The following is a 12542-nucleotide window of genomic DNA, read 5'->3' as shown; positions in this document are numbered from 1 at the left end:
GCAGTTTTTAGGGAGCGCTTGATTCCTACGCAGGTGTTAACCTGATCAGGTTCAACGGTACTTGTGCTCATGTTTAGAACTACACAATCTCAGCGAGGGATTACTCGCGCTCCGTCAAGCTAGAGCAAATGGTAGCATGCAATCAGGGAAATGCCCATGTATATTTCATGACATTCGTCAGCGAAGAAAAAGGACTTATTGTTGCTGTGGGTTGTATGAAAAAGAATGAAAAATAGCGCAGATTATTTTGCTGATGGAAGACAAATCGCATCACTGAAACAGTCACGAGGCGAACGTGTATTCAGCTCAGGTAGCCCTAAAAATTGATCTAATTGTTTTAAAGTCAGTAGATTGCTTTGCCCAGATTGTTTTTGCTGAGGACTGAGTTGTACAGGAATTTGGGTGTGACGTTGTTGTTCTGATAATTCTAAGAATTGCAAAAAACGTCGTGCTTGCCACGCCAGATGGGAATGTTGCAATTTTGCCAGTTTTTCAATCTCAAAGAGACTGCTACTGTTAATGGCATTTTGATCGTTATAACTTTCTGAGACTGGAGAGTTATTCATGCCTTTAAATAAGAAATGCGTATACATTTCTAAGAGATACTCTGCGTCATGTCGATAGCTACTACGTGGATATTGCTGTAAATAATTTTCCCAGAATAAAGCACGTGCCACAATGACTTGCGGGTCAATAGTTAAGGCACCATCCAGAAATGGGGCTTGCATGTTTTGCTGTGCCAATTCAGTAATAAAGACTTTTTCAGCTTCAGGCATGTAGGGTGCAAACACAATCGCGAGATACTGTGGGCTACGGCGGTAAGCGAGCATTCCTTCGCCTTGGTCGATCAGTTCAATATAGGCCTGTCCCTGATGCTTAATCAGATATTGGTCACGCAGGGAAAATTGTTCAAAATGACTTTGTTGAATGGTGGGATGCTGCGCCATGTCAAACGCATATTGCTCAAAAGCCAATTGTTGCTGTGGGGTGCGTTCTACTTGTAAAAAATTATCGTACATGATGCCAGAAAGTTTTAGTAAATCTTTCTGTTCAGCCAGTTTTACGAGCGGAAGACAGACTTTGAGATCTTGATTAATTTCTTCAAGGGCAAAGGTGGTTCGTTGGTTATTAATTTCCAACATATTCTTTTTTAGGTTTTTGCACATTTCAGTTAAATCAACTGTAATTTCTTGTTGTTGCTGTTTGGGAGGTTGTTCCTGAGCAACTTGAGATTCTGGTTGCTGGCAAGCACTCAGCAACATGCCACACAACAAGAGAAAACAGGGTTTTAATGAAAGCATAAACTTGAATTTCACAGCCGTTAAGAATGTAAACCTAAAAGATAAGCAGGAGCAGGGAGTACGGCTTTATTTTAAGCCGAAATCTTGCAGTAGGTTTGTACTATTGTGAGGGAGTTTGGTTACTAAACCTGAGCTGTTTTAGTAGGTGATTGTGGTTAAAACCCGTGCAAAATTGCACTGATCACGTTAATTTAGCAGAGTTTGTAGGGGCTTATGACGTTACATACAATATGAAACGGTTTGAATCAGGGATAAGAATGAAGAAACTTTGGTTGCTCGGTTTGTCTTTAAGTTTTCACATGGCTGAAGCACATGCTTTGGATTTGGTACAGGTGTATGCAAGGGCGCAACAGACCGATCCAAATTGGCAAGCAAATAAGCTGCAATACGAAGCAGACCAGCTCAATTTAGGTATTGCCAAAGGGAACTTATTGCCAACGATCACGGTTTCAGCCAGTAGCACCCGAAAATCACAGCAGAATTCAGATACATCACAATCTTCCTTAGAGATTCCTTCGGCCACCACAACTCATCAGGTTGCAGTCACTGCCCGACAACCCTTGTTTCGTTGGGATGCATGGGAAGGTTTTAAACAAGTTGAGACTTCAGTCAACTTAAGTGAAGTGACCTTAAAATTACAGCAACAGCAGCATATTTTAACGGTGGCAGAAAGTTATTTTGATGTGTTGCGTCAGCAAAGTTTAACGCAAGCATATTTACAAGAAGAACAAGCCCTGTTGCAGCAATTGAATATGATGAATGCCAAGTTACGAGAAGGTTTGGTGGCTAAAAGTGATGTCAGTGAAGCACAAGCGCAGTATCAGAATGCACGAGCAAACCGTATTGCAACCCAAGTGCAATTGTTATTGGCACAAGAGCAATTACAGCAGTTAATTGGTCCTTATCGGGATAAGCTTGCGGTCATTCGGGATGATTTTGTCTATCAAAAGCCTCAACCCGCCCAATTGACAGCATGGGAAGATTTGGCCCGCAACCATAATTTAGAAATACAACAAGCACGATTACAACAACGCTATGCCGAAGATCAAAAACGGGTGGAGAAAGCTGCGCTCTATCCGCAGCTCGAAGCAGTCGGGATCTATGGTTATAATCAGCAGCAGCCTTCAAGTGTGCTGTCAAATGATGGTCAATTTGACCAGATTGGCATTGAAATGAATTGGAATGCTTTTACAGGTGGACGAACACAGCGTTCTATTCAAAAAGCAGCGGTGAATGTGCGTAAATCTGAAGCACAACTCGATGCTACCATTCGTAAAGCGCAAACTGAGGTGAAGAAAGCGTTTTATCAGGTGGAAACTGATCAAACCAAACTCGAAGCTCGTCAGGCTGCCATGCAATCTTCTCAAGTGGTGTCAGAGGCTTCTCAGGCACAATATCAGGAAGGTTTAAAAACCATGGTCGACGTGTTGCTGGCACAGCGCAATGCATTTTCAACTAAGCAAGATTATGTAAATGCCAAATATGACTATGTTTTGAATGTATTGCGTTTAAAAGCAGCCGTTGGTCAATTAAATGAACAAGCGTTACAACAAATGAATGTTTGGTTGGTCGAAAAATAAAGTGAAATACTGGTGTTGATTTTCTGTTGTCATCAAATATTCATAATAGGTATGCTTTAATATTGAGCGAAAGCGTTTGTCTTTAACCGCTGTTGTGGAGTGTTGATTTTGAGTCCAAGTAACCCTGTTTTAAACCATCATATTTCTTCGCAATTTAATGAAGATTTACAGGCTGTAAATACCAAATTTATGACCATGGGTGGTTTGGTTGAACAACAAGTGGCGAATGCAATCCACGCTTTACTCGATACTGATGCCAACTTAGCCATTGATGTGCAATATCAGGACAATACTGTCAATCGTTATGAGCGTGAAATTGACGAAGCGCTCACGTTAATTTTAGCGCGTCGTCATCCTGCGGCGATTGATTTACGTATGGTGATTGCCATGAGTAAAGCCAACACTGATTTAGAACGTATTGGTGATGAAGCAGCTAAAATTGCTCGTATTGCACAAAGTCTTTGTGAAGAAGGCGGTTCCCCGCGTGGTTATATGGAAACTCGTCATATCGGCAATCAAGTCCGTGTGATGATTCATGATGCTTTGGATGCTTTTGCACGTTTAGATGTGGATCAGGCGCTACGAGTTATGTTGGCAGATGCGGATATTGACCGTGAATACCAGTCGGCAACCCGTACTTTAATGACTTATATGATTGAAGATCCACGTCATATTTCTCGTGTCATTAACGTGATGTGGGTTTTACGTTCATTGGAGCGTATTGGTGATCATGCCCGCAATATTTCCGAACAAGTCATCTATATGGTAAAAGGTTTGGATGTTCGACATACCAGCGTGGCTGAAATTGAAGAAAAAGTTCAAGAGCGTTAAGAATTACTTCATATTAGAACAATTCAAATGATTTGATTAAATGTTGCTAAAGACTTATGTAGAACCTACATAAGTCTTTTTTATTGTATTGATAGTGACCGAAGTTGTAGAGCAAGTTAAAAAAAATCCCAGATTTTGGGGGAAATCTGGGAATAAAATAAATAGGGGGATATTATTTTAGTATTCAGAGATGTCTCCATCTCCTTAATTGTCATTATAGTGAGGTGCTGCACATGACTCATGTAGGATATTGTGTGCAAATGTAGCCTTATTTATGGATATGTAGCTTTTTATATCTCAAGCCTTGAAATTGAATGAACCACCCCAATGCTTGCCTTAAGCCAGACTCGATTTAATAAAATTCAAAAACATACATGAAAAAAGACCAGCCTGTTTGACTGGTCTTTTCATTTTTAGCATTCAAACAAACTTAAGCTTCTGGTTTCCAACCTTCGGCAGTTTCAATACTGCTGTCATTGCTAAAAAACTTCTCACGTTGCTCTTCTAAAAATTTTTTTGATTCAGGTTCAAACACATTTAAACGCTTTTCATTGATCAGTGTGGTTTGGTGTTTTAACCATTCTTGCCAAGCTTGCTTAGAAATGTTGTTGAAGAACTCTTCGCCTTTGGCACCAGGGAATGGAGCAAAGTCTAAGCCTTCCATCTCTTTTTGATATTTACGGCAGAATACTTGTCGAGACATGGTGAAACCCCTTAAGCGTAAAGTTTTTCTAAACGAACATAGGCACGTGCAATAGCCGCTTCGACTTGTGCAGGTGCAGTACCACCAATGTGGTTACGTGCATTCACTGATGCTTCTAAAGTGAGTGCTTTTTCAAATACATCGGCTTGAATCAAGTCAGAGAACTGTTGAAGTTGCTCAAGTGTTAGTTCAGATAAATCTTTTCCTTCTTGAACCCCTAGTGCAACGGCTTTACCCACAATTTCGTGTGCATCACGGAATGCCACACCATTCTTCACAAGGTAATCTGCCAAGTCAGTCGCGGTTGAGAAACCACGAAGTGCTGCTTCGCGCATAATTTCAATGTTTGGAACCAATGCAGGAATCATGTCGGCAAATGCCATGAGCGAAGCACGTACAGTATCAATCGCATCAAATAAAGGTTCTTTATCTTCTTGATTGTCTTTGTTGTATGCCAAGGGTTGACCTTTCATGAGGGTCAGTAAACTCATTAAGTCGCCATAAACACGACCTGTTTTTCCACGAACCAATTCAGGTACATCTGGGTTTTTCTTCTGCGGCATAATGGACGAACCAGTGCAGAAGCGGTCTGGAATATTAACGAATTTAAACTGAGCAGAAGTCCATAGAATGAGTTCTTCTGACATACGAGATAAGTGCATCATAATCAGTGATGCTGCGGCGTTGAATTCAATGCCGAAATCACGATCCGATACTGCATCGAGTGAGTTTTCAGAAACAGCTTCAAAACCAAGAAGCTCAGCTGTATAAGCACGGTCGATTGGGTAAGTTGTCCCTGCAAGGGCAGCAGAACCCAACGGCATACGATTCACACGTTTACGACAGTCAATTAAACGTTCAGAGTCACGCACCAGCATTTCAAACCATGCCAATAAGTGGTGACCAAAGGTTACAGGTTGAGCTGTTTGTAGGTGAGTAAAGCCCGGCATAATTGTGCTGGTATTCTTTGCTGCTAACGATAAAATGCCTTTTTGCAGTTTCGCCAAGAGTTCTAAAATGGCATCAATTTCATCACGTACATAGAGACGAATATCCGTTGCGACTTGGTCATTACGGCTACGACCTGTATGTAATTTTTTACCTGCAATGCCGATACGTTGAGTCAAACGCGACTCAATGTTCATATGCACATCTTCTAAGTCGATACGCCATTCGAAATTACCTGCTTCAATTTCAGCCTGAATGGTGCGGAGACCTTCGGTAATGGCATCACGTTCAGATTCGGTTAGTACGCCAACTTTTGCTAACATAGTTGCGTGGGCAATTGAGCCTGCAATATCTTGTTTATAAAAGCGTTGGTCAAATTGTACAGATGCGGTAAATTCTGCAACAAAAGCGTCAGTCGCTTCAGTAAAACGACCGCCCCACATGCCAGAAGTCTGGGCTTGTGACGGATTAGAGGAATTAGAAGATGTGGTCATGTCGGCTCAGTAAAATAAAAAATCGGCAAATTAAACAGAGTATAGCAAATTCAAAAGCAGTTGCCGAAGCCCCAGCATCCTATTCTTATTTTTTTAGTACTGTGGGACGGTGGCAAAATTTAGTCGAGTTGTGTATTGCGGGCAATATTTTAGCCATTTTGTTGGCTTTGGCAGAAGCACATTCATGGCAAGCCCTGAGTGGAACACAAGTGCTGTTGTTTATGCTGTATATCAATTGGGTCTTGTTGTGTTTTACGGCAATTGTTGAGCGCCTACAGCCACGCCTAGAGCATTGGGGTTTGGTTTCGATGTTGCTGTTGGGCTTTGTGATCTTACAAAGCACCATTTTTTTTACCAGCTTGATTCTCAATATTTTTGTCTTTTTTGGGCAAAACTTTAGCTTTAAAGGTTTAGATCTTACGACTGCCTTGCAGGGTGTGGTATTGCATTTAAGTTATGGTGGTCTACTGGGGGCATTTTGTTTTCGATATCTCTATATCCGAGAACAATGGATGCGGCAGCAACACAGTGAACTGAATGCACGTATTCAGGCGATGCAAGCCCGAATTCATCCACATTTTTTATTCAATAGTTTAAATAGTGCCATCAGTTTAATTGTTGTTGATCCTGATAAAGCTGAACAAATGCTATTAGATTTATCGCGTTTATTTCGTGCCAGTTTCCAAGAGTTAAAGTTGGTGAAATTGCAAGATGAAATTGAATTGTGCCAACGTTATTTGGCGATTGAGCAGATTCGCCTAGGAAATCGGTTACAGGTTGAATGGAAATTTGTGCATCCTGAATTATTTTCACAGGCGCAAATTCCGTTGCTCACTTTGCAACCTTTACTAGAAAATAGTATTTTTCATGGGGTTGAGAAAAATTTATCAACCAGTATAGTGAGCGTATTGGTCGAAATTACACAACATCAAGTCAATATCGTCATTACAAACCCGTACACACAGGATAAAATAAATTTACGACAAGGACACGGTATTGCCATTGATAATGTAAAACAGCGTCTCATGGCGTATTATGGGCGCGCAGTCATCTTCCGAACTTTTGCTGGAGATGGGATGTATACCACTGTGGTGCAATACCCGTATAAATAAAACAGTGGCGGTTAACTTATAAAAATAATCCACGTTAACTGAACGAAGGAGGAATAATGGACATCCTGATTTGTGATGATGAGCCTCTTGCAGTAGAGCGTTTATCCAGATTGGTCACGCAAATGGGGCATCAGGTTATTGCAACGGCGGCTTATGGTCAGCAAGCAATTGAAATGGTGCAATTTTATCAACCCGATGTGGTGCTTTTAGATATACAAATGCCAGAAATGGATGGTTTAACCTGCGCGCAATATTTGCGTCAGTTGGAACCATCCCCAGCTATCGTATTTTGTACGGCTTACGACCAGCATGCCTTGGATGCGTTTAAATCGCATGCCGAGGGCTACTTGCTAAAACCGATTATGCAACAGGAATTGCAACAGGTTTTAGACCAACTGACCAAACTCACGCAAGCGCAAATGAGTAACTTAAAACAAAAAGAAGATATGGATAATCAAACACAACGTCATCAAATTGCTGCGAAGACCTATCGTGGGGTAGAACTGGTCCCTGTAGAAAATATTTATTATTTTTTAGCGGATCAAAAATATGTCACGGTACGTCATAAAAATGGCAGTGTACTCATTGATGAAACTTTAAAGGACTTAGAATTAGAATTTGGTGAGCAGTTTATTCGTATTCATCGCAATGCTTTGGTTTCAGTGCATTATCTTGAAGGGTTAGAGGTGATTAACTCTGGGCAATATCAAGTGCGTTGCCGTGAACTGGATGAACGTTTATCTGTGAGCCGACGACATTTACCCAATTTACGCGAGCGAATTCAGAAACTTTGAAGTCAAATGTATGATTTCATGTGGTGCGGTGTGAATTCTACTTGCATTTTAAAGTCAGCCAGTTAAGTTTAGAATAACTGACCTTATTCAATGTATTTAAAATTTATGAAAACTTTGAAGATCGCAACACGCCAAAGTCCCCTTGCTTTATGGCAGGCAGAATTTATTCGTTCCTGTCTGGAAGAACGCAATGCTGATTTAAAGGTGGAGTTGGTTACGTTTGTCACTCAAGGAGATAAAATTTTAGATACACCGTTGGCGAAAATTGGCGGTAAAGGTTTGTTTGTCAAAGAGCTGGAAGCTGCGTTGTTGGATGGTCGAGCTGATCTGGCTGTACATTCTATGAAGGATGTCCCTATGGCACTTCCAGAGGGTTTAAGCTTAGCGGTGATTTGTGAGCGTGAAGATCCATTTGATGCTTTTGTTTCAAACCACTATGCAAATTTTAACGATTTGCCACAGGGTGCTAAAGTGGGAACATCAAGCTTGCGTCGTAAATGCCAAATTCTGAAGCAACGCCCAGATCTTGAAATTATTGATTTACGCGGTAACGTCGGAACCCGCCTGTCAAAATTAGATGCAGGTTTATATGATGCCATTATTCTAGCGAGTGCAGGACTTAAGCGTTTAGGACTTTCAGAGCGTATTCGTCATACCTTACCAGCCAGTGTTAGTTTGCCAGCAGTTGGACAAGGGGCATTGGGGTTGGAATGCCGTGAAAATGATCAGCAGGTTTTAGATTTAATCCAACCTTTGTTGCATATGGAAACTTCGGCTTGTGTTCGTGCTGAACGTGCCTTTAATGCTTATTTGGAAGGTGGTTGTCAGGTACCGATTGCAGGTTATGCCACTTTACATGCAGATGAGTTACACATTGAAGGGCGTGTAGGCAGTGTCGATGGAGCAACTTTATTGGTCGCTGAATTGCGTGGACCAGTGGTTCAAGCAGAACAGTTAGGTGAAGCATTGGCACAACAACTACTTGAATTAGGTGCAGGAGAGCTGCTCCAAGCTTTGCATTAATTCATGTTATTTATTAATACCCGCCCGAATACTCGTGCGACCGAACTCAGCTTAAACATTCAACAAGCTGGTTTTCCAGTTTTGGATCTTCCATTGTTGGTGTTGGAGCCGTGTGCATGGTCATCTGAGTTGCAGGATTTGTATCAGCAGTTACCGAGGGTGACCTGTATTGTGGTGGTCAGTCCTTCGGCTGTTGAATTTGGAATGCAGGGCTTAAAGCAAAGTGGTGTGTCGCTACAAGCTTTGAGCAAGGTGCAATGGGTTGCGGTAGGTGAAAAAACCGCACAAGCATTGGCTCAATATGGCATATCTAGCTATGTGCCTAAGGTTGAAACATCAGAGGGGATGTTGCAGATTCCCTTGTTGCAAGACCTGACCCCTTCCGCTTGTGTGGCTTTTTGGCGTGGTCAGGGTGGACGCCAATTTATGATGGAGACTTTGCAGCAGCAAGGGATCTCTGTTTTAAATTTTATTTTGTACCAACGACATTGCCCAGCGCAGACGATTCAAAATTTTGATCAAGTTGTCGTACAGTTGCAACAACATCAGCACTATAGTGTACTGATTAGCAGTGAAGCCAGTTGGCTAAACTGGTTGGAATTGATGCGAGCCGATATGGGGTTGCTGGCACGAGGACATTTTATGGTATTGGGTGAGCGACTTTATCAATTGTTGTTAAATACACAGCGACAACAGCGTTTATCATTTCATCTCTATCAATTACCTGATTTAAATACAGCAACAATATTGCAATGCCTTCGAGCGATGCCGAGAAATGCATGAAAAAGTTTTTAATTGTTTTAATTTTGGTCTGTGTGGCATGGATTGCCAAATTAAGTTATGACATTTTTCAGTTCAATCAAAAGCAAGTTGCAATGCAGGATACGTTACAACGGCTGGAAGCCAATAGTGCCAATTTGAATGATCAAATTGTTGCTTGGCAGCGTCAAACCCCAACAGCGTCTGAGCCAAGTGCATCGAATGTCCCAGCTACGGGCACAAGTGTGCAGGCAGCGACTACCCCAGTACAGATTAACCCTATAGTCTTGATCCGTCAGCAACTGGACTTGGTCGATTTTGCTTTGCAGCAACAGCAATACCATTTTGCTTTGGAAAAGTTAGCACAACTGAATATCAATATTGAGCAATATGCTTTGGCGCCGAGTTTGAAACAAAGCTTGCATCAGGTGATGGGTAAAGATCAACAATTGATACAGCAAACTGTGCAAGCGCGTACCGAGCAGCAGCAACAAATTCAACAACTATTACAACAAGTAGATGTGGTATTAACACAAGAAATTAAACAGGCTCAAATGAAACCTGTCCGAGCAGAAGATCGTCCTTTCTGGCAGCGTTGGTTTGAGTTACAGCCTGCTAAGCAACCTGCTACACAACTGATGCAGCGTGCAATCATTTTGAAAGAAGTGCAGTTGCGCCTATTGGTTGCTCGAGAAGCATTGAATCATGGTCAGTATGTCGAATATCAAAAGGATTTGGCGGAGATTTTGCAGATATTATCGACTTTGCCTGATGCACAAGCACAAAAACTGCGTAAGCAAGTGGAGAAGATTAAAGGATTTAGTATTATTCCGATGCCTGTTTTAAATATCCGTGCATTGCTAGGATCTTAATATGAAACAGATTCTTTTAGCCTATGCTTTTATATGCCTGCTTGTGATTGCTGTGATTAGTGTGTTGAGTTACGGTTATGGTGCAGGCTATGTTTATGTGTATTGGCGTGAATGGCAGTTACAGAGTAATGTCTGGTTCATGTTCGTGCTTTTGGCTGTGCTGGGCTTTATTTTTCAGTTAGTTTGGTTGTTGCTGAAACGCTATTTTACGCGTGCACAACGAAAACAAATCGAAATCTACGACTTCAAGACCTTGCACCCTTATGAGCAGTTGGCTGTCATTTGGTTATTAGATGCGGGTCGGGAACAACAGCAATTTATTCAAAATGCATTTGCTCAGTCTGGTTTATTACGCGGTGTAATTGACTCAAGACTGTATTTGATGCAACAGGAATATCCACAAGCGTTATCTGTTTTAAATCACAGCCATGCCATGGCATTTGAATTGGCAGAGATTCAACGCATTCAGGTTTATCTGGCGCAGCACGATGGTGAGCAAGCCCTGACACATCTTGAGTTTTTAACTCAGCATGAATTATCACCTTGGCTAAAGGATGTGCAAGTCGCCTATGAGCAACGTTTAACCGAACTGTGGGGCGAGTTTGCTGTGCAATTTCCTTGGTTATATTTGCGCTCTATGCAATATGGGCATTTAGATGAAGTCACCAAACAGGCATGGTTAGAGCAACTTTTGCAACAGTTTGATCATGCTAGTGCTGAAAACCTACAAGATTTGCAACAACGTTATCTAGATTTATCGACTGAAATTGAAACTCGCAGCTATCACATCAAAATGTTGTGGTTAAAACTATTGTCACGCTTACCTGATTTAAGTCAGCAACATGAGAGCTTGGCCCTACATTTGCTTGATCAACAATTTAATGCTGAGGTGTTTTATCTTTGGTTTCAGCAACAATTGTTGAAACAGGTCCCAAATTATAGCGATGTAGAGCAACATATTCAGGATTGGGAGTTGAAATATCCATCTTTACCTGTTTTGACCTTTGCTAAATGGCATGTCTACGAAGCGACTGACCGGTTAAATAAAGCAGATGCATTATTAACTTTATATCCAGATAATGTGCTCATGAATTATTTAAGGATTAAAGCAACACTGAAAAATCGAGAAGATTTGATTCAGCAGTTAAATTTGATCTTTGAAAATAATGCGAATTTTATGAAAATCAAGATTTAAGGGAATATATGTCATTATTTAATGAATATCCAATTGTACATGAGCAAAATGTAGCATGGGGAGATATGGATGCTTTTGGCCATGTAAATAATGTCATGTATTATCGATATATTGAAAGCGCACGTATTCAATATTTTGATGCGTTAAATATATTTGAGCAAAGTGTATTGACGGTTGTTGCATCAAATCAGTGCAAATATTTACGACCTGTATTTTATCCAGATCAATTAAAAGTAGCTGTTCGTGTTGATGAATTACGTAATAGTGCAATCCGTATGAGTTATCTATTATTCAGTACTGCACAAAATGCGGTGGTTGCAATGGCAGAGGCGGTGATAGTTTGTGTTGATAAAGACAATATGCAAAAAACCGCAATCCCTGATGATATTCGTGAGAAAATTCTCAAAATGGAACGAGATGTTGGACATTTAATTTAATTTTTGATCATTATTTTAATGTTTGATTATTAAAACATATATTAACTGTTCGAATCTTGTAGCAAATTTAAATATAAGTATTGAATAATCGAGTTAATAAAAATATGATAATCCTGTGTAAGAAATTAAATCGTATTTAATGGAGTTAATATGATGCCAGACATTAGTAATTTATCTGTAGAAGAGTTAAAGCGTTTACAAGTAGAAGCGGAAGCCTTAATCGTTTCTAAAAAAGATCAGGCAATTGAAGATGCATATACTCAGATTATGGATATTGCTGATAAAGTGGGTTTGAGTATTGAGCAAATCTTAGAGTTTGGCGCAACTAAACGTAAGAAAACGACTCGTAAATCTGTAGAACCACGTTATCGCAATAAATCAGATGCATCAGAAACTTGGACAGGCCGTGGTAAACAACCTCGCTGGCTAGTGGCTGAATTGGAAAAAGGTGCAAAACTTGAAGATTTTCTTATCTAATCTTCATTAGATTGTC

The 12542-nt window shown here is 40.7% G+C and carries 13 protein-coding genes and 1 riboswitch; of the genes, 10 read left to right on the top strand and 3 right to left on the bottom strand.

Annotation, left to right across the window (positions count from 1 at the left end):
* Positions 1-5: 5 nt before the first annotated feature.
* A riboswitch (TPP riboswitch) is annotated at positions 6-124 on the bottom strand.
* Between the two features lie 118 nt (positions 125-242).
* Positions 243-1301, bottom strand: coding sequence for a hypothetical protein (locus tag C3F34_RS05470; protein ID WP_213064795.1), 1059 nt, complete (start codon positions 1299-1301; stop codon positions 243-245).
* A gap of 257 nt (positions 1302-1558) precedes the next feature.
* Here C3F34_RS05470 and C3F34_RS05465 point away from each other — a divergent pair, with 257 nt between their 5' ends.
* Both C3F34_RS05465 and phoU read left to right on the top strand, forming a co-directional pair.
* Entirely contained in the window at positions 1559-2881 is a 1323-nt protein-coding gene (locus tag C3F34_RS05465; RefSeq protein ID WP_104441209.1) for a TolC family outer membrane protein, read from the top strand.
* Between the two features lie 108 nt (positions 2882-2989).
* Positions 2990-3712, top strand: coding sequence for a phosphate signaling complex protein PhoU (phoU, locus tag C3F34_RS05460; protein ID WP_016168465.1), 723 nt, complete (start codon positions 2990-2992; stop codon positions 3710-3712).
* Between the two features lie 430 nt (positions 3713-4142).
* Here phoU and C3F34_RS05455 read toward each other — a convergent pair whose 3' ends face one another.
* Both C3F34_RS05455 and argH read right to left on the bottom strand, forming a co-directional pair.
* On the bottom strand, positions 4143-4415 hold the full coding sequence (locus tag C3F34_RS05455) for an oxidative damage protection protein (RefSeq protein WP_016168464.1): 273 nt from the start codon (positions 4413-4415) through the stop codon (positions 4143-4145).
* An 11-nt stretch (positions 4416-4426) separates the two neighbouring features.
* Positions 4427-5857, bottom strand: coding sequence for an argininosuccinate lyase (argH, locus tag C3F34_RS05450; protein WP_171284952.1), 1431 nt, complete (start codon positions 5855-5857; stop codon positions 4427-4429).
* Here argH and C3F34_RS05445 point away from each other — a divergent pair.
* The 8 genes from C3F34_RS05445 (at position 5848) to C3F34_RS05410 (ending at position 12526) form a co-directional block, all read left to right on the top strand.
* Entirely contained in the window at positions 5848-6969 is a 1122-nt protein-coding gene (locus tag C3F34_RS05445) for a sensor histidine kinase (protein WP_044738796.1), read from the top strand. The genes argH and C3F34_RS05445 overlap by 10 nt on opposite strands.
* 56 nt (positions 6970-7025) lie before the next feature.
* Positions 7026-7763, top strand: coding sequence for a LytR/AlgR family response regulator transcription factor (locus C3F34_RS05440; protein ID WP_044738797.1), 738 nt, complete (start codon positions 7026-7028; stop codon positions 7761-7763).
* Between the two features lie 105 nt (positions 7764-7868).
* Positions 7869-8786: a hydroxymethylbilane synthase gene (gene hemC / locus C3F34_RS05435; protein ID WP_026441111.1), complete on the top strand. Its 918-nt coding sequence runs from the start codon at positions 7869-7871 to the stop codon at positions 8784-8786.
* A 3-nt stretch (positions 8787-8789) separates the two neighbouring features.
* Entirely contained in the window at positions 8790-9569 is a 780-nt protein-coding gene (locus tag C3F34_RS05430; RefSeq protein WP_044738798.1) for a uroporphyrinogen-III synthase, read from the top strand.
* Positions 9566-10417, top strand: coding sequence for a hypothetical protein (locus C3F34_RS05425; protein ID WP_104441208.1), 852 nt, complete (start codon positions 9566-9568; stop codon positions 10415-10417). Before C3F34_RS05430 ends, C3F34_RS05425 begins: the two co-directional genes overlap by 4 nt.
* Position 10418: 1 nt before the next feature.
* On the top strand, positions 10419-11612 hold the full coding sequence (locus tag C3F34_RS05420; protein ID WP_104441207.1) for a heme biosynthesis protein HemY: 1194 nt from the start codon (positions 10419-10421) through the stop codon (positions 11610-11612).
* Positions 11613-11620: 8 nt separating this feature from the next.
* Positions 11621-12049: an acyl-CoA thioesterase gene (locus C3F34_RS05415; protein WP_016168456.1), complete on the top strand. Its 429-nt coding sequence runs from the start codon at positions 11621-11623 to the stop codon at positions 12047-12049.
* Between the two features lie 150 nt (positions 12050-12199).
* A complete protein-coding gene (locus C3F34_RS05410; RefSeq protein ID WP_016168455.1) occupies positions 12200-12526 on the top strand; it encodes an H-NS family nucleoid-associated regulatory protein in 327 nt (108 codons plus the stop codon).
* Positions 12527-12542 lie beyond the last annotated feature (16 nt).

The organism is Acinetobacter sp. ACNIH2, from assembly GCF_002934965.1.
Classification (GTDB): domain Bacteria; phylum Pseudomonadota; class Gammaproteobacteria; order Pseudomonadales; family Moraxellaceae; genus Acinetobacter; species Acinetobacter tandoii.
The sequence above is the reverse complement of the archived record's forward strand: the minus strand, read 5'-3'. Positions and strand labels throughout refer to the sequence as shown.